Below are 21,936 nucleotides of genomic sequence, written 5' to 3' on the forward strand. Positions count from 1 at the left end.
TTTTTTAGTTAGTAATTCATAGACTGCCTTTTATTCATAGTATATATATGCTGATAGACATCCGCGGCCCTCTGTCCTACTTCAGCATCAGAATATGAATCTTCAGGCAGATAAAGAAGCTTCTCGTAAATCAGCGTTTTGATTTGCGACCTCAGCATCCGGCTCTCTCTCCATCTATCAATTTTCAGTTTCTCTTCCTTTAGAGTAGCTAAGGTTTCTACAGCAATCTTTTTGATAGATTTGAGTTCTTGATCACCTAATTTCTTTCCTTCCTTAAGTAAATCAAAAATCGCTAAAGTATCCTGATCTACACTTTCACGCATTGCCCGTTTATCTTCAAAATCAAGATCACGTATAAACTCATTCAGCCTCTCAAAAGCTTTTATCGTATCTTCATAACTCTTTCCTCTGTTATATTCGTCTATGACCTCTTTATAACGATCATAGAATTCCAATCGCAAAGGATTATCCTGAATCATTTGCTGCACTTTCTTCTCTACTGCTTCCTGCAAATTATAGACGATGGAATTTTTCTTTTTTGACCTGGAAAATGCTTGTTTCAATTTATCAAAGTCGAGGCTGGATAAATCCACATACACATCCTCTTCTTGGACCATTCCGTTTTCCTGAACCAAAATACTATCGCTTACAATAGACTGAAGTTCTTTAATGATCTCCGAAACATCAGCAGATTTCACCTTTTGATTTAAAGCCGAATAAATGGCATCTATCGCATTATACTTTTTGATGTATGGTTTCACCACATCATCCGGAAATAAGGATTTATACTTTCTAAAAACATTTCTCGCCATCACTTCAAAAGAAGCCCTGGAGGTTTCATTAAGGTTTATTTTTTCAGTAGCCTGGTTTAAAAGACCAATTTTCTCCATTGGTTTTACATCCATCATACTGCATAGATCGAAACCTAATTCTTTTAGATAGTTTTCAGTTTCTTCAATTGCTTCACGCAATTCACCTTCCTGTTCTTTTACTAATTCAACTGGTTTCTCGGAACCATTCTTAACTCCGTCAGGTTGCGACTTCACACCTTCTCCATAAACTGAATAAGCCTTTTCTAATTGTTTATATACATTTCCGTAATCTACAATTAAACCATTCTCTTTCTCATCATCATAAACACGGTTTGCCCGGGCAATGGTTTGCATTAAGGTGTGACCTTTTATGGGTTTATCCAGGTAAACGGTAGAAACACACTGGGCATCAAAACCGGTAATCCACATCGCGCAAACAATTGCTAATCTGAATGGGTTTTCTGAATCTTTAAACTCTTTTTCGAGGTTACGCTCCACCATTTTCTGGCGATGCGTACCAATATCGAGCCCTAGCTTTCTGAATTTATCGATCTCGTTCTGCTCTCCGCTTACCACAACGCAAACTTCAGTTTCACTTACCTTCTGATATTTTCTTCTGAGTTCACGTTCTTCCTGAATATCCTCGCAATCCTGAATTCTTTTCTCAAGTTCCAATAAATATTCCGGCCAGTATTCCTTTACATAATCAAACATTCTAACTGCCGTAGGCTTATCCAACGCGACAAACATTGCTTTACCCTGATATCCCCTTTCATTAAAATGCCAGACCAAATCTTTTGCGATGGTTCTCAACCTTGGTTCGGCGGTTAGAACCGGGTAATCCTTTTTAAACAGGTATTCTAATTTCTTCTTCTGATCTTCATCCAGGTCTTCATTTTCAAAAACCTCCGCCATTTGTTCATCCAATTCAGGATTCTCAATATTAAGCTTCTCGCCCCTATTCAGATATAGTAATGGAAGTGTCGCTTCATCCTCGATCGCTCTCTTGAAATCATAGATAGAAACATAATCCCCAAAAATATTCTTTGTAATTTCTTCTTCTTCCTTAATAATCGGGGTACCGGTAAATCCTAGGTACGAAGCATTCGGAATTCCATGATAACGCATATTCCTGGCATATGTTCCGGCTTGTGTTCTATGCGCTTCATCTGAAATCACTATGATATTCTTGCGTTCTGTAATTAATGGATATTCTAATTCCTGTTTAGGATCGATCGAGAATTTATGAATTAGGGTGAAGACATATTTATGGTTTTCTGCCAGCAGTTCCCTTAAATGTTCCCGCCCGGTCATGCCTTTTTTATTACCCGCAATAAAATTTTTATTGTTTACCGCGCCAACGCCTGAAAAAGTATCATAGATCTGGTTCTGGAGTTCGGTTCTATCCAGCACGATTAAAAAGGTATAAGAACCTCCGAATTTCCGATGGATTTTTTCACTAAGAAACACCATCGAATAGGATTTCCCACTTCCCTGGGTATGCCAAAAAACCCCGAGTTTGCCCTTAAGGTCATCTATATTCCTGGCATTTTCCATTACCTTATTTACCCCAAGGTACTGATGGTTTTTAGCCATTAATTTAGCTACTTCTCCTCCTGCATTATCGTATAGAAGAAAGTTCTCAAAAATATCCATAAACCTATGAGGTGCACAGGTTCCTTTAAGCATGGTATCTAAACTAACCAGACCTTCTTCCTCTTCTTCAATCCGTTTCCAGTCCAGGAAATATTTATAAGGACTGGTAATGGTTCCAACCTTTGAATCTGTACCATTACTCAATATGATAAAAGCATTGGAATGGAAGAGCTCCGGGATCGCTTCTTTATAATCCTTTAAATTATCATCGTAAGCGTGACGAAGATCTGTATGATGCGCTTTTAGTTCTATAAATATTAGAGGAATCCCATTTACAAATCCAATGACATCAGGCCTGCGATTATAATGCTGGCCGAAAATCTCAAATTGTCTTACCGCCAGGAAATCATTGTTATGGTAATCCCTGAAATCGAAAACTTTTAGTTTCTTCTTTACAACTTCATTCTTATCGTTAGTAAAAGAAACCGGCACCCCGTTTTTAAACAGCTCGTACTTCTCCTTATTGATCCGGGCAAGTTTCTTGTCTGCCTCACGCTGATCTATGATTTCAATAGCCTGGTCATAAGCCTGCTGAGGCAAACCGGGATTAAAGCTCTTTAAGGCCTGCTCCAATTTGCCCTTTAGAATGATCTCAGTCTTATCTTCCCTACCCAGAAGACCTTCTTTACCTAAGGTTTCATTTCTCCATGCGGTAGTAACGCACCAACCTAAATCTTCCAGGGTATCCTGGGTGGCCTGTTCTATTAAAGTGTCTTCTGAGTATTCGTAGCTCATTTTTTATACCAATTCATTTACTTTTTCCTTGAGCTTTCCAATTGGGTTATCATCATTAGCATCCTTACACATGTACCATAACTGGCCGTTTCCGTATCCTCTAAAATTTCCTTTAGTATTATAAAGAACAGTCTTCTCACCTTCACAAAGACGATCTATTACAGTCGGCTCATAATCTGCAATAAACCTTCCGTGCTTCCACATTTTAGGAATGAGAATAGAATAAACTCTTAAAATATCAATCAATTCGGTAAATGGAGCTAAGTCCTTACAATTGGCTATTTCATCTGAATGAATTTCAAGAAACTCATCTTGTTTTTGCTTAAGGATTTCTGTTAGGTCTTCTTTATTATATTCATCGAAGAAACTTTTAAAAACTTTTTTCTTTGAGTCAAAGTCTCTGACAATTCTCCTCCAATTACGAAAATCCCAATTACTATAGTAATATGGTGATACCTTATTCGCATACCATCCATAAAACAAGAGAATAGTATTTAAATCTGAAGATGGAGTAGATGAAGATCCGAATAAGGATCTAAATTTATCATTTACCTTTTCTAAGGACTTAAGTGTTAACTTCGAATCAAAATCCACAAGGTGAGTAATATTAATATTTTGCACTTGATACCCATTTAGATTCAATGGATGATCTTCAATCTTCCATATTGAACTTTCAAATTTAAATATGGTTTCTGAGTTCAGATTCTGTAAAAAATTATGTCTCTTTTCTTCATCGTTGGTGTCATTTTGATTCCACACACCAAATTCCGCAGCATAAGTTATTCGTTCAATAATATTGTTAACTTTCCTATCATAATTATTATATCTTAACCAATAAACTCTTACTAAACGGAAAACTTCTAATAAATCCCAATCATCCTGATTCTGCTTTTTAAATTGCAAGTATTCAAGAATAGACCAGAAAAATACCATACGTCTCCTCTCTCGTGCCCTAAGATCATCCTGGGGATTAATAAACCAATTAGTTTCTGATCTAAACAATATTTCATTGATAAAATCGAAACAGCTTTCTATCCACTCGCTATATTCAAAATAAGCAATGAATTCATCCTTTTTTAAATAAAGGTATTGGAGAGCTTCAAAATAGTCGTTGATAATATCAAGTGACAAAAACTTTAGGAGCTTGGAACTTGGTATATTATCAGACACTTCTAAATATTCCCCTGATTCCAATTTTAAGCTTTGGAGTCCTGCTATAGATTTTAAAAATTCATTAAATCCTTGGTCTGCACTATTTAACGAATTGGATTTATCCCTATGAATCCAAAAAAAATCTTGCCATTCTTCCCACTTCGCACTCCATTTTAAAAGCTCTTTTTCATCATCTATACTTTCAAAAAACTTTGCTCGAACTGTTTCGTTTTCCTCAAGTTGCTTTCCTCTAGAATTCATGGTGATGTATAATTCTTCACCTTGATCTGTTTTCTCAGTTTTAAAATGCCAGAATTTGACTTTATCTTTAAGAAATTCAAAGAATCCGGTTTCTTCATTTCGAAAATGAAAATCAATTTTCCTAAAAGCTTTTAATACCGCCTGAACAGTAGGATCATTGGCGTATTCCTGAAGATACCAGGTTTTTAAATCAACCTCTTTAAAATCGTCCAAGGTTGAAATATTACTTATTGAATCAATAATAAACCTGTGTGTTAAATTACGGACCCGATAATCAAAAGCAATTGTCTCTAATTCCTTATTAAATCTAAACATTTGGATAAATTCATCCTTTTTATTTTCTTTTATCGATAAATAAAAGAGCATTAAAAATAATGTAGTTAACCGCTGTTGCCCGTCAATTAAATATACGTCATGGTAGATTTCACTATCTGGAAATATGTCCATACGATAATTAGGTTCATAAGAGTATAAAAACCCAATATTCATTGGGTGGCTATCCTCCATCTGACCAAGAAGTTCCTTTATTTTATCATACTCACCTTTCTGTGCAAGCTCACTTATTTTTTGTTGATTTTGAGATGTAGCTGAACTATTGCTTTTAGCTTCTTTAAGGTCATTGAAAAATATATCTAAGATTTCTCTATAGTTATGTCCCCACACATATTCACGTTGTATCTCAGGAACAAAAAAATTATAGTTATCGAAAAGTTCCTCAACAGAAACTTCTTTCATGAATTTATTAGTTTTCATCCTGATCTAATACTTTAAAATAATTATACAATGTTTTCTTTATGTGTTCCTCATTGGAAGCAATATCTTCTCTAGTCCAATGTTCTAAATCAAAACCATTTGATGAGCCGTCCTGAAAATAACGGGCAAAGACCTTTAAGGTGTGAGGCTGGATATAATTCCCTTTATTGAAAAAATCTAATATTCTCTTTCTTTTATATGCATAGGGATTATTTCTGATGCTTCGGTTCAATGAATCATATAATAAAACTAAGTTTCCTATTGAGTGAATAGGAATATCTTCAATATATTCATCCAAAAACTCGTTAAGTTCTTCCTGATATAATGGATCATCATATTCGCTCTCGAATCGATCAAGGATTTCATGATCCTTTAATTCTTCATCATACTTAACCAAGAAATTAATGAAACCTTCTATTTCCTCTTTCTTTTCAAATCCTTGTGGTTTTTGAGGAAAAATATGCTCAATATCATTTCCTTTTTTTGAAAAAGCATGACTTCGCAGTTTATCTTTATATTCTTTATTTCCTTCAATTATATCGAGCATTAGTAATATTTGGACTAGAGTTTTATTATCACCTCCATACCAATTTTTATCAGATTTGAATAATTCATTCAGGGTGCTTTTACCGAAAATTTCCTGTTTTATCAATCCTAAAAGATGAAGTTTAAAAGCTTTTCTCGAATCAGAATTATTAATCCAAGTATCCCAGACCTCGTTAAAACTAAATTCACTTCGGTTGCTTTTTTGAGCGAATAAAAAACCTAAGTAATGATAAAGTTCTTTATCATAATACCAATCCTTTAGAGTTTCATGCAACCTGTTTAATTTCTTATAAAGCTCTAAAGCATTTTCGTAATTCTCTATAAACTCAAGTGTCAAAGCATCATGACCTTCACTTTCCGCCAATAGAGTTAATAGTCGATTTATTGGATATTTATCTTTATTAAAAACTATATCTCCAGACCATTTAATAGCTAACCATGGATCAAAATATTCCCTGACATTAGGATCACTCCACCACTGATTTATCTCATCTAATTGCCAACCTATTCTTACTCTTCGCTCATTTATACGTACAATCGATTTTAAATCATTTTCTCTACGACTTTCCTCGTTTGTTACCCTAGTGATTAAAATAGCTCTAACAAGATCGGCACCATCCAGGTAAATTCTTTTTGAATTTAAATTTCCAAAAATTCTTTCTTCATTATCTCCTTCAATATAATTCGTGATAAATTTTACGTGATGTAAAAGCTTTTCAACAAATTCCTGCTTATCCTCTCTATCCACGAACCAATCAAAAACAGCTATAGCTGCCTGATGGATAAAATATATGTCCTGATGATCATAATCAGGATGATCTGAAATTAATTTTTCCCAATTCTTATATTCACCTTGATATAATTCCTGTCCATCAGTTATGAACTTATCTATAAACTCATTAGTTTTTTCTCGAATTGAGTTTTTTGGAAATTTCACTTTCCTTCTAACTAAATCTTTTCGCCCTAAGCAAGATAAAATTATAGTCATTGTGGTTAATCTTTGTTGACCATCCACAACATTAAAAAAGTCAGATTTAGGAACTACTGTAATATTTTGGACACAATAGAATTTTCCTGTAGTTGGTACAAACCTATCAATATCTTCGAGCAGTTTTTTTACTTGCTTAGTAGTCCATTTATAACCTCGTTGATAAAAAGGTATATTATAATAGCTTTTTTCATGGTCTACTAAAAAGCCTGCATCTTGAGAAAAGATAGCTTTGACATTATGTAATAATTCACTCATTGGTTAGTTTTTCGGGTTTAATTGTAATCTTATTCAAACTATAGGCTACTCTTTAATTTCTTGCAGGTCCAAATTCTCCACATCGATCATCCCAGTCATTAACCTGGGTAATAAAATATCACGGGCTTCTTTTAGAAGTTGGTTTTGCTTTTTCAGGTTTCTAACTAGATCGAAGAACTTTTGTATTTCTATTTCGAATTTGTCGATTACTATAGAAGATGGTTTTATAGCATTTTTCAAGTAGGCCGCTTTTCGACTCAAGCCTGGAACTGCTGCATCATTGTTAACAAAACTTTCTCCCTTCAAATAAAAATAGCAATAGTACAAGCTAAGCTCTGAAGTAACATAATAAACAGTATCAATGGCATAAAAACTGTCATCAGCCCAGAAAACTGAACCAACATTTCCTTTCCTGCCGACTATTACTCCAGGTCCATTTATTAAAAACTCATTATGTGACCCAACAATTCCTGAAGAACCATAAACCGAATAGTAACCTTGAATTCTATTAGATGCTTTTAATGCCTTTCCATAATTTAAGGTTAATACATCTTCCAATTTCACTTTTTTCCACCCCTCCGGCAAACCGGTTTCTTTATCGATCTCGACCGACTCATGACCCGGGAATTTCATGCTTACAAACCACTCTTCATAGGTAAGCTGAGCCTTTTCCTCCAGCAGTTTGATGCGCTTTAAATTATTTTCGATCAGGTCATCATAAGCTGTAAGTATGGAGGCGATTTTTTGCTGAGTTGATTTTGGCGGAATTGTAACTTTTATACTTTTAAATGCTCCATGATTTAAATCTGGTTGCGCTGAACCCGTAGCTAGTACTTTAGCTAACTCTCTTACAGGTTCAGAATTCAGTAAATGATATAAAAAAACTGAATCAATTTTTTCATTAGGGGTAACCCTAAAACAGTTATTATAAACCACACCCTTTCGGCCTATAAAAGCATAACCCACCTGACCAGTTCTACTGTAAATAATTTCATGTGGTTCTACCAAAAATTGAGAGGGAATGGATCTCTTTACGAACAAAGTTTCAGTACCATTCAATAAATCAGATATTTTCAACAAAGGAAATTCAGTTCTAGTTTCTGAAATGTGATGATTACTTTTTTTATTAACCGCAAATCCTTGTCTTAAAGAGACTAGTTCTCCCATATTATATTCCTTCCAACTACCTGTCATATTTTAGTGGATTGAATCTTATTCATCAATTTGTGAGCCTCATTATTTAACTGAGCCAATTCTGTATTGATCTCTGAAATTCGTCCCAGGTAATCGAATTCATGATCTATTTCAATACTTACGCCAACATACCGGCCGGGAGTTAGACTATAATCCTGCTCTCTTACTTCTTCTAGGTCTACTATTTTGCACAGGCCTTCCAAATCTTCATAATTCCCTTCTGGGAAATGTTCTTTAAACCATTTGTTATCTTCACTAATTACAGGTTGTCCTCCACGATACATCTGGATGATGGCGGTTAAACCTTCCATCTGGTCTGGACTAAAATCGTTCACCGTACTGCTTACTTTTCGATACACATTACGCGCATCGATCATCAGGATCTTATCTTTATTTCCCTTCTTCTTGCCTTTATCAAAGAACCATAAGTGGCAGGGTAATGACCTGGTGTAAAAGAAGTTGTTCCCAACCGCCACGATACAATCCACATCCCCACTTTCCACCAGCTGTTCACGAATGCGTTTTTCAGCATGTCCGGCATCGGTAGCCGAAGAAGCCATAACAAAACCTGCTCTTCCGTTTTTATTCAAATACGAATGGAAATACTGTATCCAGAGATAGTTTCCGTTAGAGATCGTTCCTTTTCCGGTTAATGGTGGTCCAAAAGGCAAACGCTTATCTTCTGTCAGGAACTTATTCTTGGCATCGATCTTATCCATATTAAACGGCGGATTGGCCATTACGAAATCACACTTCCCAACTAGTTGATGCGGGTCGCTGTAATAAGAATTCTCGTTAATGATCTTGCCTTCAATCCCGTGAATAGCAAGGTTCATTTTAGCCAGTTTGGTGTTATTGCTTTTATATTCGGTCCCGTAAACCGTGATCGCCTCGTTCACATTCCGGTTCTCATGATCCTGGATAAAATGCGCAGACTGTACAAACATCCCACCCGAACCACAGGCAGGATCATGTATAATCCCATGATCTGGCTGAATAAAATTCACAATAAGGTTTACCAGTGATGGAGGCGTAAAGAATTCACCACCTTCCTGTGCACCGGCGCCCTGCATGGAAAATTTCATAAGGAAGAATTCATAGATCCTTCCAAACACATCCCCGGATGCTTTTTTTACAGCATCAGAATTAAATGTCCGGACCAGGGAACGAAGTAAAGCCTCGTCCATTTCCTGGTAATTTTTCGGAAGAATCCCGGCAAGATCAGGATATTCAGCTTCCACCAGTTTCATGGCTTCATTTACCTTTTCAGCAATATTCACATCGCTGGGAAGATTAGCCAGGTAATCATATTGTGCTTTTTCAGGCAGCCTTATTGCACCGGCACCCAAAAAATCTTCCTTGGTAGCTTCCCGCTTTTTACCTGTTCTGGGATTTACAGATAATTTATTTTCTATGTAGATCTTTGCCTCTTCATAACGGTTCTGTGCAAAACGAAGCAGAACCAGCCCCAATAAAGGATCTTTATATTCGGCAGCAGTCAATTTTGAATTTGCTCGAAGATCATCTGCAGCATCCCAAAGTTGCTTTTCAAGATCTTTGAGTTGTTCGTAAGTCATATAGGTAAATAGGTTATTATCGGTTTCGAGGCTTCATTAAATCTTCCGGAAGTAGGGTAGGTTGGAAGATTAAATGACAGCGGAGTAAATCTAAAGATTTTCTTAAAGAAGAAAAAGGGGTTTTCCCTTTTTGAAAAAATAAAACCATAAGAAATCCTATTTTCCGTCAAAACTCTGCATCTCCTTGAATTTATTTCAGGGTCTCAGGAGCAGATGCTGAATCAAGTTCAGCATGATGGTAAAAGGATTTTTTATTCTTCAAAATCATCTAATTCTTTTTGGGTGATATTATTGATATTTGCAAAGCTGTTCATGGTATCTTCCAGATTATCATGTAGCTCCAATAGCAAATTCAGATTTTGATCTTTGGTTCCTCGGAACATTTCCTTATCGAACTGAAACTGGTCATCTTTTTCAAAAATTTCATTGATCTCTTCCATTTCCCCGGTCATACCCACATTGATGATTCGGGTAAGCAATTCCTGATGAAAACTGATAAGTTCCTTATAGGTCATGATTAGTTTTTCTCTGTATACTTCCATAAAATTAAATTTTGATAATTTTCCAATCCACTTCTCCAATTTCAGTAAGTTTTCCTGAATAAATATCCAATTTTGCCGGAAAGACATCGGGAATAGAAATGTTTAACCGAATTTCATAACCTCCAAAAACCCCTTCCTTCAAATGTTCTGAATTCGAATTACGAATTATAGAATTCAAGCTTCCTCATATTGATTTTTGTTATTATACAAGTTTATGATAGAGCGGCGACATTCGGTGTCGCAAATACCCGTTATATTCAAATTGAAATTTTAATTTGATTGCAGTAACCTAACGAGACAAAGCAAACTCAAATTCTGCCCAAACAGGAATATGATCAGAAATACGACGTACTGCTTTCATATCAGGAAAACTTTTATAAATCAATATCACACCGAAATCCAAGAGTTTAAGATCCTTAGAATTGAAGAATATATTATCATATTCTGAGGCCAAACATTCATTTCCCTTGCATTCCATTTTCATTGTGGTTTTCTGGTTTACCAGGATTGGGAGGTAACCAGCTTTCCTTAAGGGATTAAATACTGTATGGTTTTGCGGAACATTGAAATCACCCAAAAAAATCAAGTCCTTTTCGGGATAAATATTGGGTAAGAATTTGAAGTATTTAATCTCTGTCTCTGGCTGTTTCTTTTTAGGAATGGCATGAAAGTTTACCAATGTAAAAGATTTATTCTCGTAACAAAAGTCCGCCATAAATGGCTCCCTATCGATTTTATTTTTAAAATGCTGATCAAGCCAACCATTACCAGTCTTTTCTACCCTGCCAGGTTTCCATAAGTATGCGTAACGCTCACTGGCATAAGGAGTACTTTGTGTTGGATCGCTTACAACGTATTCCCATTTTGCCCCCTTCCTATTCAAAGCATCAGCCAGTTTCGCAACTGCCTGAATTCCTCCAGATCCAGCCACGATTTCCTGCAATGCAACCACATCAAATTCGTTCAAAACATTTGCAACAAAATTAATTTCAGACTCTGATTTCGTCTTTCCGAAATTTTGCAAATTCCATGATGATATCCTAACCTGAGCAAAAATAAGCTCACTGACGAATAGGAAAAATAAAAGAAGTAGGTTACGAATTAATAGCACAGGATTCTGAAATTAAATCTTAGAAAGATGATTTCAATAGATTTTTACTTCTCTGTAATTAATAAATTCCATACAGATAGGCCTTTCGCAAGAATTATGACGATCTATTTATTAATAAAATTCATAATAATACCTTCCATATTAGATGGAATCACAGCATTTTTAATTTTGTAATTACCTTCCACAATTCCCATTTCCTCAAACCATTTACTCCAGTATACCTGAATTACATCTTGAGCATAAGGATTTTCATCGTTTAAACTATTAATACCTATAACCAAAACCTCCAAATCTTCAAGATTCTGGTTAGCAGGAATAAAACCTATATCTTTTTCTTCCATGATCTTCTTCCAGTTACTCGATTCTAGATTAAGCTTTTTAAGGCTATTAGGGGTAAGATAGGAAGTCTTGTTTTCCTCTGTCATTTGAGTGTTTTCATAGAACATATAGCCATCAGTAAGGATCACTAAAACATTTCGATGACAGTCGTCCATACTATAGTCTCTAACATTATCTTTAAAGAATCTCCAAATGTCTGAACCAGGATAATTTTTTTTATTACCATCGGCATCAGCTTGGGCTAATTTGTATAGTTTCAAGGGTTCTTCAGCGTAAAGATTCTTTGTGTCTTCAATAAGGTTTACAGAAGCATCTTTTGTAAAGACAATATTTAGTTTGTTGGCTATCTCATTAATTTCATTACTCGAAGGTTCAGGATTAAAGAATAATTGCATCCGATCTTCCAGTAAAACGGATTTTTTACCATTAATATGTTGAATGAAAGCATCTGCTAAACTCTTAAGATATGCGGTATCTTTCTCAATTGTCTTAGATTCTTCAATTCTATCGGAAAGATCTAACAATACACTAATATTTAAATTATTTTGTTTTTCCTTAGCCAGGTAAGCGGGACAGTCAGAATTTGATGCTTTAGTATTAGCGGTGGCAATATCCTTTTGGCTTTCATTTTTTGGCTCATTCTTACAAGACCATAACAGGCAAATAATTGCCACGAATAGTAAACTAAAATTTTTCATTTCGTTTAGGAGGATTTTTTGAATATTTGATTTGGAGCGGTACCATTAGAAATATTTAGATCTAAAAGATGACCTTCGTATACTTCATGACAATTTTCTAATAAATTGTTCTTTTGCTCTTGTCCAATAGGTAAGTTTGAGGATATATAATAAATCCATCCTTCAAAATACTTTGAAGCTAAATATTGGTAATCTTTGATAGGAAAAATGTATCCCTCAATGATGGAATCTAATTCACTTATCCTTACCTCAAGTTCATGAATCTGATTTCTAATAGCATCAATTTGTATATTGAGTTTTTCAATTAATTTCTGTTGGTTCTGTATTTCTTTATTGAAACTGGAAATATGAATTTTAATTTTATCCCTGTCGGCATGTTCATGCATTATGAAATCAAAGACTAGACCCCAGATAATATAAGAGATAAATCCAGCGAAAATAATGACCCAGAAACCTGGACTCTCTAGAGCATATGAAACAGAAAATGGAGGATCCGTTAAGGATTTATTGAGATCATACAGTTTTTCTTCAATTAGATAAGCTAGAATAGCATCAAATAAAAATGTCACTATAAACAACATTCCAATTTTAAAGTAATTCATAATTCCGCTTTTTTGTTGGAACATATGAATAAGATAACCTAGACCAAAAAATACAAACGGAATGAAAACTATAAAACCAAATTCTAAAATTCCAGCTTCCCAGGCTTCAGATAACGCTTTTGGATAAAACATTCCTCCAAATAGATCTGTTGAAGGATCAAAAGTTCTGAAAAAACCAGAGAAAGAAGTTGAGATATAGAAAATGAAAATATAAAGCGTTAATGGAATTATCAAACTAAGTCCTATCCAAAATTTTACACTTGCCCTTGAATCTACTTCAACCCCATAATTCTCAGGGTGTCGTTTAATATTAATTTTATCTTGCTTGAGTTTTTCAATTCTTTCTTCATAGACCCCAACCTGACCTTCAAGTTTACCTAAATCTTCAAATTTTGTATTCAGCGCTGTTGTTTTTCCCTTTTTTTCTGTTAAGTAGGGTTGCTTTAATTTTTGTTGCTCCTCTTCTGCTTCTTTACACTTTTTTTCATAAGATTGGAATAAAGCATTTAGCGATGCTTTTAAATTACTAACATTTCCCTGGGCTCCCTTCGAATTTCCAAAACCACGATTATGGTAGGACATTTCATGGTCTGTGCTATTGCTCACTTCCTTAAAATTATTAGAAGAGTTCTTTAAAACCGTTAATTTTTTTAGACTGGTCATGATATTTTTAATTAAGTTCTTCTAGTATTTTCGACAAGGAATTTCTTTGTTTGGCATTGTCAAGCAGATATGTCGTTAATTCTTCTACATTCTCATCAAGAAATTCAAATTTTTTACAATACTTTTTAAATGCATTCATTTCATCCTCGGTGATCTTTTCATCAGCCCAGATCATTTGTGCAAAATCATATAAATATTCGATTCGTTCTTCAAGTGTTTCCGGGATTGTTACTTCGCCTATAGAACCGGTCAAGATAGAATCAAGATCCGTTTTGGAGACACCTCTTTCTTCCGCAAAATTATAGAGCAGTTGCATTTCCATATGATTAAAGTTTTCATCGGACAAGGCAATTTGGTAGAGTCTTAAAAAATGACTTTTTAGCTGGAGAGGGATGTTTGTTGTTTCCATAATTGATTTCCTATTTAGAAATGTGAAAATTAGACCTATGATTGCTATAAGTCATTAAAGGCTAAACTAACACCCTCCAAATAAACATCCTTACGGTTTCCCGTAAAATGAAAATTTTTTAGTGTACTGAGAATTAATACGAGTTATTTTCTGATATACTTTTCAATCATATATTCAGAAATAGGCTTTAAAGTTTTCCCGTTGACAGGATGAATGCCCGGTGCGGTAAAGAAGTCTAATTTATTATTGCTTTTATCATACCAGATTAGGGGATTGCCATTTTTAAAAAAAGTAGTTGAATCGGAAACATCAACTTTACTAAAATTCTCATGCAAAAAATGATTATAGACCTTTTCTTCTGAAATGCCGGTACAGTTTGTTTTTTCATAATGATCATTTTTCCAGATCATACACTCTTCTTTACCATTCATATACCCTATATATCCTGATGTTGCTACGATTAAAATCAGGATTAAAAGAAAGATTCCCACTCTCTTTGAAAAGTAAAGCTTATTCTTTTTTTCTTCCTGCTTCTTTTTATCAGTACCGGAATTCCATTTTATATAAGTTTCATAATTATCATACCCCAAATATTGAGCTAGATAATTTCTCACTTTCTGATTTGGAGAGGACTCTGCTTTATAATATCGGGTCAACGATTTTACAGAAATAGAATATCTGAATTTTTCAAAGATATATTCTGACAAAAATTCTGCATTGGCATTGATAGAGTCCTTTTCTGTTTCTCTTTCTGCCTTTTTAAAAGCCGCATTAATTATTTGGTGGGTCATATTCCTGGAAATTCTACAGGTAAAAGTATTAATTCCATTGGACATAGCGCTTGGACAAAACTGTCCAAACCTTGTCCAACATGTGTCTAACGCTGACCATACTTCTCAAAGTTACTTTGTCCTGTGATTGATAAACCAGAAAAATCTACAGGGAAGAAGGTGACTTCCGGATTATCAAATCATGACTTCCCATCGGCTCCCATTAGAGCTAAAATTTTCAAATCCCGGATTATCCGGGGGAACAATCTAATGTCAATTTTAAAATCTAAGTCATGAAAAGAATCAGTCTTTTACTATTAATTATCGTTTCAAATTTGTCCATTATTTCTTGTACCGAAGAGAGTTTAGCAGACGTAGTTGATAACCCGCAAGATCATTATGCCAATGATGGAGATGAGGACAAAACAGATCCAGAAGTAGATCCTATAGGTGGTTAAGAAATATATCATCTAATTTTTTAAAGCCGCAAAATTTGCGGCTTTTTTCTATTTTCGCTAAATGAGATCCCCCCGATACCTTCCAATCCTGCTGTTAATATTTTCAGCAGCCATAACCAGCTGTAATAAAACCTCTGAAAATACTCCGGCGGATATCAAAACTGATTCCGGAGAAGCTTATTTTCAGAAAGGTCTTGAAGCTAAAGAACCTTCCAAAATGCTTTCCATCTTTAAGGATGGACTTGATTCAGCGAAAATTGAAAATGATACGATCGAATTCTATCTGCTGGATGGCATCATTCATTCCTATAATAGATTGAAAGAATACGACAGTTCTATGGTCTATTCTGAGATGATGATCCAGCGAGCAAAGACCAATCAGAACACCTATTTTGAAGCATTGGGATACTATCGAAAAGGCAATAGCTACCGGTTTCAAAATAATTCAGAAAATGCTTTTAAAAATTACTATAACTCCAGGGAAAAGTTTTTGAGTATCGGTGATAGTTTAAGAGCCGGCCAGAGAAGTCTGGAAATGGCCAATGCACAGGCCAGGATGGCGGATAATCTGGGTAGTCAGGAATCGGCGACTACCGCTCTCAAATTATTGCCTAAAAAAGAAGACTCTTCATTTATAAGCAGCGCATATAATGTTATCGCCATTTCTTACGCCAATAGGAATTTTCAGGAAGATGCGATAAGGGAATATAAAAATGGATTGAGATTTTCCAATTCCATGAAAGATAGTCTCTCCTATTTAAATAATATCGCATTGGTATATGTGGAGCAAGAAAATTTCCAAAAGGCTTTAAACATTTTTGAAAATGTTATGACAAAAGCTGATCAGGTTGATGAGGAATCCAGGGCAAGATTTATAGACAACCATGCCTATACAAGCTGGCTATTGGATCCTGAAAAGGATATTTTAGAGGACCTGGAATTGGCTTTGCAAATTAGACTACAGCTTAAGGATTTAGATGGTTTAACTTCCAGCTATAATCATCTTTCCAATTATTATGAAAAAAACAAACCTGCCAAAGCCTTAGATTATGCTATAAAGTGGAGGGAAACCGCTCAGGATAATGCCAGTCCAAATTCAGAACTAAACGCTTTAAAAAGGATTATCAAACTTTCTTCAGCAGAAAATGCAAAACAATATACCGATAGATTTATGAGTTTGAACGATAGCCTTCAGCAAGCAAATCTGAAAGCTAAAAATACTTTTGCCAAGATCAAATTTGATGAGGAACAGAAGCAGAGTGAGATAGATACTCTGGAAGCTGAAACAGCACAACAAAAAATAGAGGCTAAAGAATTACAAGATCAGATCATTATTGTTTCTCTGGGCGGACTCCTTCTAATGGTAAGCAGCGGCTTTGGTTTTTATTATTTCAGGCAAAAACATAAAAGGGAAAAATTACAGGAGGTTTATAAAACGGAAGCCAGGATTTCCAAAAAGATCCACGATGAACTGGCGAATGATGTCTATAATGTAATGAGTGGAATGCAGGAAATTGCACCAAATAATATCATGGATAAACTGGATCATATTTATAAGCGTACCCGGAATATTTCCAGGGAAAATAGCAGTATTCCCATGGGAATTAGCTACCTGCCTCATTTAATTGCTACACTTAGTTCTTCCGTTTCAGAAAATACAAGGCTAATTTTGCGTGGAGAAGATAGCATCAATTGGAATAAACTTAGTACTGAGAAAAAGATCATATTATATAGAGTTCTACAAGAGATGATGATCAATATGAATAAACATAGCCAGGCCAGTTTAGTGGCGATCATTTTTTCTGAAGAAAATGATTTACTAAATATCCAATATTCCGATAACGGAGTTGGTGTTTCTGAGGAAAGCCTGGAATCGGGCAACGGAATTCAAAATATGGAAAACCGTATTTTTTCTATAAAAGGAAAACTTAAATTTGAAACTGAACCTGGTAAAGGTGTAAAAATTATAATCCAGATCAACATTTAGTTTTCCAGCATGTTTAAAAAAGTTTTAGTGGCAGAAGATATGGACAGTATTAATCATGCTGTGGCATCCATTTTAAATGAACTTAACATTGCGGAAGTGGCTCATGCCCAATATTGCGACAAAGCATGGCTTCTTGCTAAAAAAGCTGCCCAGGATCATAAGCCTTTCGATCTGCTTATTTGTGATCTTTCCTTTAAACAGGATCATCGCGAAGAAAAATTAAAATCGGGTAAGGAGCTTATAGCCGCATTAAAATCGGAAGATCCTGGATTAAAAATTATCGTGAATTCTATTGAAGACCATCCACAAATGGTAAAAGATTTATGGGAATCTGGGAATATCGATGCGTATGTATGCAAAGATCGCCACGGACTCATAGAATTAAAGGAAGCAATTCTACATTTGAATAATGGAGAAACCTATAATTCACCTTCTATTGAGAAAATCCTGAAACAAAACAATGTGCTTACTCTAAATGATTTCGAGATCAGTATTGTAACGCATCTCGCCAATGGCTTTACCCAGGATCAGATAGAGCAGGAATTGAAAAGTCAGAATATAAAACCTAGTAGTAAAAGTGCTATCGAAAAGCGTTTAAAAGAGCTCCGGGAAGAATTCAGTGCCAATACCAATCCGCATCTTATTGGCATTATGAAAGATTTGAAGTTGATATAGATACTTATATTATCTTTTAAATAATATTATCCAGTATGCATCTCTGGTTTGGTAAAACCTTTTAGGTGAAATCCATTTACCAGGTTGGTCCTTCTGCAATATTCTCAGTTTTTATTAAACTAACCTCAAGTAAATCTTTTTTGGAAACAATTTAATTTCATTCAAAAAAATAAAGCTTAACTAACTAATAATCAGATATATTAAAAATTATATGTATTTTTAGTATTGTCCTTTAACTTTCCAGAATTACTTCGTGTATTGTATTTCTTAGCCTTAGCTGCAAAATAGATGGATATATTCTTTACAGAACTGTGAATTTTATGTTCAGTGAATAGAAATTATGTTTTTATAATAATGCTAATTCCAAAAAGATAAATCATGCCGATTTACATGGACCGTCACGATGTTTCAAAAGAAGTAACTGCTGAAATTGTTGCAGAACTGCATCAAAAAGATTTGAAAATACAACACAGGTTTAACTGTAAAGGATTAACCTATTGGTTCGACGATAAAAGAAAAACTGCTTTTTGTCTGGTCGAGGCTCCAAATAAAGCTGCTATCAAAGAAATGCATGACCAGGCTCACGGAGAAGTTCCTCACAGGATAATTGAGGTAGATAATGCTATAGTAGAATCATTTTTAGGCCGTATAGAGGATCCTGAAAAATCCCAAAAAACAGAACTTAATATAATTAATGATCCCGCCTTCAGAGTAATAATGGTAGTGGGAGTAAAACCCTCTTCTTTCAGAAAAGTTCTGGATGAAAAGGTTAACTTACTTATAAAGGAACAGAACAGTGAGATTATTAAATCCTTAAGTTGCCATGATGGAAGACTGGTAAAAATAAATCAGGATCATTTTTTGATATCTTTTGATTCTGTTACAAATGCTATTAAATGCGCTCTTGAAATTCAACTTAATTTCAAAAAGAATTTTAATACCAACCACGATTCCCCTGTTAAACTAAAAATGAGTTTGAATGGAGGTGTCCCTGTAGATGAAAAGGAAGGTTTTTTTGAAAATACTATAAAAACAGCACAATCTTATTATGATCTGGTAGTAGGTAAAATGGTTTTATCTACTGAAGTCAAAGAATTGTATGAGAGTGAGAATTCGAATAATTCTATAGCATCTGACTCTTTTGTAACACTGAATCCATCTGAAGAAAAATTTTTAAAGGATCTTGTGAATTTTACCGAGAAAGAATGGTGTAATCCCACTTTAAATATTCGTGATTTCACCCAATACTTTGGATATAGTAAATCTAAGCTGTATCGAAAAATTATCACCTTAACAGGTAAATCTCCAAATATCTTTCTGAAAGATTACCGACTTACTAAAGCATTACAGCTTCTAAATAAAAAAGACCTGAATGTCTCAGAAGTTGCATTTGAAACAGGATTTAACAGCCTCGCGTACTTCTCAAAATGTTTTCAGGAAAGCTTCGGGATCCTTCCTTCCCAATATCTGAAATCGAGATTTTTATGATTCTTTAATCAGTAATGTCCGATAAAGATTTTCAAGAACGAACCAGAACCCAATAATTCAAAAATTTTTACTACTATCCTGCTTTTAAAAATCTTTGAAAAACACAATTTTAAACTTTCTTTGTTTATCAGTTAGTTAAGTCCAGGTCTAACTTCTAATATCTAAAAGCGAAGCGGTCTAATTTCTTTAACCGGACACCACTGATTTTAATGGTTTTTATCAAATCTAAAATCTGCGACTTTCCCTCCTAATTACTCTATTGACCTAAAATTGGTATTTGTTGAACCAAAAGTAGCTATCCAGGTTTTAATTGCTAGTTAACTTTAAGCTATTAATAATTTTTAAAATGCAGCAAAATGAGAGTAGCAAAAGAAAATATCGAAGTGAAAATGGAAATTCCCGGTGCAATTATTCGTCAACGAACAGAATTTGGAGATGCATCGGGATTAGGTAAAATTAGCGGTGAGTTTTTCAGCCTCTCTGCAGGTGTAGATACTACGCCACTCTTCATAGGCCTCGAGGGAAACTTATGCCAGAGTCCCCACTGGGGTTATGTTCTGAGCGGACAAATACAAACCACTGATTCTAAAGGTATTCAGGAAACTGTAAATACTAACGACTTGTTTTTCTGGCCAGCCGGGCATAATGTAAAAGTAATTGAGGATGCTGAAATCATTATGTTCAGCCCACAACATGAACATACCAAAGTAATCGATCACATGATTGAGAAAACTAAAGCTTAGTTCAAAAACCATATTAATTAATTCCTTACAAAATTGGCTTTTAAGGAATCTTTTGTCAAAATTAAATCTTCATTCCTCTTAAATTTTAAACATAAAATCATGGCAACCCTAACAACTTCTCAACAAAATATCGACTCTTCAAAAATTGAAAAATTTACTACTCAATTGCGAGGAAAAATAGTATTGGCTTCAGATAAAAATTATGATGAAACCAGGAAAGTATTTAATGCAATGATAGATAAACGACCTAAACTGTTTGTGTTGTGTGTAGACGTTGCTGATGTAATTGCTTCAGTAAAGTTTGCAAAAGAAAATGATTTGGAGGTAGCCATAAGGGGCGGCGGCCATAATGGCGGCGGCTTAGGTTTATGCGAAGACGGTATGGTTATAGATTTATCGGGGATCAAATTTGTTCGTGTAAACACTTCTGATAATACGGTAAGGGTTGGTGGAGGTAATCTCTGGGGGGAAGTAGATCATGCCACACATATCTTTGGACTGGCCATCCCGGCAGGAATTATATCTACTACAGGGGTAGGAGGTTTAACCCTGGGAGGAGGTGTAGGTTATTTGTCCAGAAAATTTGGCCTTACTATAGATAACCTTCTCGAAGCCGATATGGTTTTGGCAGATGGCTCTTTTGTAACTGTAAATAAAGATCAACATGAGGATTTATTTTGGGCCATACGTGGAGGCGGAGGAAATTTTGGGATCATTACCTCTTTTAAATTTCAGGCACATCCTCTGAAAACTGTTTTTGGTGGTCCTACCTTATGGCCTATTGAAAAAACTGAAGAAATTATGGAATGGTTTGATGGTTTTATCCACACAGCTACTGATAATCTCAATGGATTTATAGCAACTCTTGTCATTCCGGGTCCTCCCTTTCCGGATTTTTTACACAACAAACAATTTTGCGGCATCGTTTGGTGCTACACAGGTCCTATGGACAAAGCCAAAGAAGTTTTTGAACCTATCATGGCTAAAGAACCAATATTCGATCATGTAGGAGAAATGCCTTATCCTGCTATTCAAACCTTGTTTGATGGTTTGTTCCCTCCCGGCCTTCAATGGTACTGGCGTGCTGATTTCTTTAATAACCTCAACCCTGAAATAAGTGCACAGCATTTAAAATTTGGCTCCAGAATACCCACTCCACTTTCGCAGATGCATCTATATCCCATTAGTGGTGCAGCCAGTAGAGTGGGAAAAGAAGAAACTCCATGGGCTTATCGTGATGCTAAGTATGCGGGTGTAATTGTAGGAGTAGATAAAGATCCTGCAAATAAGGACAAGATCACTGAGTGGTGTAAAGATTATTGGAGCTCGCTTCATGGCCATTCTGCAGGAGGGGCATATTCAAATTTTATGATGGATGAAGGACAGGAACGGGTGAAAACCAGTTATAAATATAATTATGAGCGCTTAGCCAGGATAAAAAAACAATATGATCCTGAAAATTTCTTTAGAATTAATCAGAACATACAGGCATCAACTTAATACTGATTCTTAAATGGAT

General features: G+C 35.0%; 18 protein-coding genes. 6 read left to right on the forward strand and 12 right to left on the reverse strand.

Annotated elements, in window-relative coordinates:
- Positions 1–8 precede the first annotated feature (8 nt).
- The 12 genes from Q1K34_RS07335 to Q1K34_RS07390 all read right to left on the reverse strand — a co-directional run bounded on the left by Q1K34_RS07335 (position 9) and on the right by Q1K34_RS07390 (position 15,087).
- Positions 9–3,203, reverse strand: coding sequence for a type I restriction endonuclease subunit R (locus tag Q1K34_RS07335; protein ID WP_300436545.1), 3,195 nt, complete (start codon positions 3,201–3,203; stop codon positions 9–11).
- Between the two features lie 3 nt (positions 3,204–3,206).
- Positions 3,207–5,351: a DUF262 domain-containing protein gene (locus tag Q1K34_RS07340; protein ID WP_300436548.1), complete on the reverse strand. Its 2,145-nt coding sequence runs from the start codon at positions 5,349–5,351 to the stop codon at positions 3,207–3,209.
- 7 nt (positions 5,352–5,358) lie between these two features.
- On the reverse strand, positions 5,359–7,161 hold the full coding sequence (locus tag Q1K34_RS07345; RefSeq protein ID WP_300436550.1) for a DUF262 domain-containing protein: 1,803 nt from the start codon (positions 7,159–7,161) through the stop codon (positions 5,359–5,361).
- Positions 7,162–7,206: 45 nt separating this feature from the next.
- A complete protein-coding gene (locus Q1K34_RS07350; protein ID WP_300436553.1) occupies positions 7,207–8,355 on the reverse strand; it encodes a restriction endonuclease subunit S in 1,149 nt (382 codons plus the stop codon).
- Positions 8,352–9,932 carry a class I SAM-dependent DNA methyltransferase gene (locus Q1K34_RS07355; protein WP_300436596.1) on the reverse strand — a complete coding sequence of 527 codons (1,581 nt, stop codon included), beginning with the start codon at positions 9,930–9,932 and terminating at the stop codon, positions 8,352–8,354. Before Q1K34_RS07355 ends, Q1K34_RS07350 begins: the two co-directional genes overlap by 4 nt.
- A gap of 251 nt (positions 9,933–10,183) precedes the next feature.
- On the reverse strand, positions 10,184–10,474 hold the full coding sequence (locus Q1K34_RS07360; protein ID WP_300436599.1) for a hypothetical protein: 291 nt from the start codon (positions 10,472–10,474) through the stop codon (positions 10,184–10,186).
- A gap of 4 nt (positions 10,475–10,478) precedes the next feature.
- The gene (locus tag Q1K34_RS07365; RefSeq protein WP_300436603.1) at positions 10,479–10,652 is read right to left on the reverse strand and encodes a hypothetical protein; all 174 of its coding nucleotides are present in this window, start codon (positions 10,650–10,652) and stop codon (positions 10,479–10,481) included.
- Between the two features lie 111 nt (positions 10,653–10,763).
- Positions 10,764–11,498 carry an endonuclease/exonuclease/phosphatase family protein gene (locus Q1K34_RS07370; RefSeq protein ID WP_367183309.1) on the reverse strand — a complete coding sequence of 245 codons (735 nt, stop codon included), beginning with the start codon at positions 11,496–11,498 and terminating at the stop codon, positions 10,764–10,766.
- Positions 11,499–11,689: 191 nt separating this feature from the next.
- Positions 11,690–12,622, reverse strand: coding sequence for a hypothetical protein (locus Q1K34_RS07375; RefSeq protein WP_300436606.1), 933 nt, complete (start codon positions 12,620–12,622; stop codon positions 11,690–11,692).
- Between the two features lie 5 nt (positions 12,623–12,627).
- Entirely contained in the window at positions 12,628–13,887 is a 1,260-nt protein-coding gene (locus tag Q1K34_RS07380) for an ABC transporter permease (RefSeq protein ID WP_300436609.1), read from the reverse strand.
- Between the two features lie 7 nt (positions 13,888–13,894).
- Positions 13,895–14,296, reverse strand: coding sequence for a hypothetical protein (locus Q1K34_RS07385; protein ID WP_300436612.1), 402 nt, complete (start codon positions 14,294–14,296; stop codon positions 13,895–13,897).
- 143 nt (positions 14,297–14,439) lie between these two features.
- Complete coding sequence (locus tag Q1K34_RS07390; protein WP_300436615.1) at positions 14,440–15,087, reverse strand: hypothetical protein; 648 nt, start codon at positions 15,085–15,087, stop codon at positions 14,440–14,442.
- A 272-nt stretch (positions 15,088–15,359) separates the two neighbouring features.
- Here Q1K34_RS07390 and Q1K34_RS07395 point away from each other — a divergent pair, with 272 nt between their 5' ends.
- From Q1K34_RS07395 to Q1K34_RS07420, 6 genes are all read left to right on the forward strand, one after another.
- Positions 15,360–15,524: a hypothetical protein gene (locus tag Q1K34_RS07395; RefSeq protein ID WP_300436617.1), complete on the forward strand. Its 165-nt coding sequence runs from the start codon at positions 15,360–15,362 to the stop codon at positions 15,522–15,524.
- Between the two features lie 61 nt (positions 15,525–15,585).
- On the forward strand, positions 15,586–17,511 hold the full coding sequence (locus Q1K34_RS07400; RefSeq protein WP_300436619.1) for an ATP-binding protein: 1,926 nt from the start codon (positions 15,586–15,588) through the stop codon (positions 17,509–17,511).
- A 9-nt stretch (positions 17,512–17,520) separates the two neighbouring features.
- Positions 17,521–18,186, forward strand: a complete 666-nt coding sequence (locus Q1K34_RS07405) for a response regulator (RefSeq protein ID WP_300436622.1) — start codon at positions 17,521–17,523, stop codon at positions 18,184–18,186.
- A gap of 378 nt (positions 18,187–18,564) precedes the next feature.
- Positions 18,565–19,674, forward strand: a complete 1,110-nt coding sequence (locus tag Q1K34_RS07410; RefSeq protein WP_300436625.1) for a nickel-binding protein — start codon at positions 18,565–18,567, stop codon at positions 19,672–19,674.
- A 356-nt stretch (positions 19,675–20,030) separates the two neighbouring features.
- Positions 20,031–20,417, forward strand: a complete 387-nt coding sequence (locus Q1K34_RS07415) for a cupin domain-containing protein (RefSeq protein WP_300436628.1) — start codon at positions 20,031–20,033, stop codon at positions 20,415–20,417.
- Between the two features lie 99 nt (positions 20,418–20,516).
- Positions 20,517–21,917 (forward strand): FAD-binding oxidoreductase, encoded by a 1,401-nt coding sequence (locus tag Q1K34_RS07420; RefSeq protein WP_300436631.1) that lies wholly within the window; start codon positions 20,517–20,519, stop codon positions 21,915–21,917.
- The last annotated feature ends 19 nt before the right edge of the window (positions 21,918–21,936 follow it).

This window comes from Christiangramia sp., from assembly GCF_029937855.1.
Lineage (GTDB): Bacteria > Bacteroidota > Bacteroidia > Flavobacteriales > Flavobacteriaceae > Christiangramia.

Excerpts from the sequence above, each read along its gene's own strand:
- Q1K34_RS07415 (WP_300436628.1), top strand. The coding sequence starts at position 20,031 with ATGAGAGTAGCAAAAGAAAATATCGAAGTGAAAATGGAAATTCCCGGT.
- Q1K34_RS07345 (WP_300436550.1), bottom strand. The coding sequence starts at position 7,161 with ATGAGTGAATTATTACATAATGTCAAAGCTATCTTTTCTCAAGATGCA.
- Q1K34_RS07420 (WP_300436631.1), top strand. The coding sequence starts at position 20,517 with ATGGCAACCCTAACAACTTCTCAACAAAATATCGACTCTTCAAAAATT.
- Q1K34_RS07405 (WP_300436622.1), top strand. The coding sequence starts at position 17,521 with ATGTTTAAAAAAGTTTTAGTGGCAGAAGATATGGACAGTATTAATCAT.
- Q1K34_RS07360 (WP_300436599.1), bottom strand. The coding sequence starts at position 10,474 with ATGGAAGTATACAGAGAAAAACTAATCATGACCTATAAGGAACTTATC.
- Q1K34_RS07400 (WP_300436619.1), top strand. The coding sequence starts at position 15,586 with ATGAGATCCCCCCGATACCTTCCAATCCTGCTGTTAATATTTTCAGCA.
- Q1K34_RS07385 (WP_300436612.1), bottom strand. The coding sequence starts at position 14,296 with ATGGAAACAACAAACATCCCTCTCCAGCTAAAAAGTCATTTTTTAAGA.
- Q1K34_RS07375 (WP_300436606.1), bottom strand. The coding sequence starts at position 12,622 with ATGAAAAATTTTAGTTTACTATTCGTGGCAATTATTTGCCTGTTATGG.
- Q1K34_RS07340 (WP_300436548.1), bottom strand. The coding sequence starts at position 5,351 with ATGAAAGAAGTTTCTGTTGAGGAACTTTTCGATAACTATAATTTTTTT.
- Q1K34_RS07410 (WP_300436625.1), top strand. The coding sequence starts at position 18,565 with ATGCCGATTTACATGGACCGTCACGATGTTTCAAAAGAAGTAACTGCT.
- Q1K34_RS07380 (WP_300436609.1), bottom strand. The coding sequence starts at position 13,887 with ATGACCAGTCTAAAAAAATTAACGGTTTTAAAGAACTCTTCTAATAAT.
- Q1K34_RS07395 (WP_300436617.1), top strand. The coding sequence starts at position 15,360 with ATGAAAAGAATCAGTCTTTTACTATTAATTATCGTTTCAAATTTGTCC.
- Q1K34_RS07390 (WP_300436615.1), bottom strand. The coding sequence starts at position 15,087 with ATGACCCACCAAATAATTAATGCGGCTTTTAAAAAGGCAGAAAGAGAA.
- Q1K34_RS07350 (WP_300436553.1), bottom strand. The coding sequence starts at position 8,355 with ATGACAGGTAGTTGGAAGGAATATAATATGGGAGAACTAGTCTCTTTA.
- Q1K34_RS07335 (WP_300436545.1), bottom strand. The coding sequence starts at position 3,203 with ATGAGCTACGAATACTCAGAAGACACTTTAATAGAACAGGCCACCCAG.
- Q1K34_RS07355 (WP_300436596.1), bottom strand. The coding sequence starts at position 9,932 with ATGACTTACGAACAACTCAAAGATCTTGAAAAGCAACTTTGGGATGCT.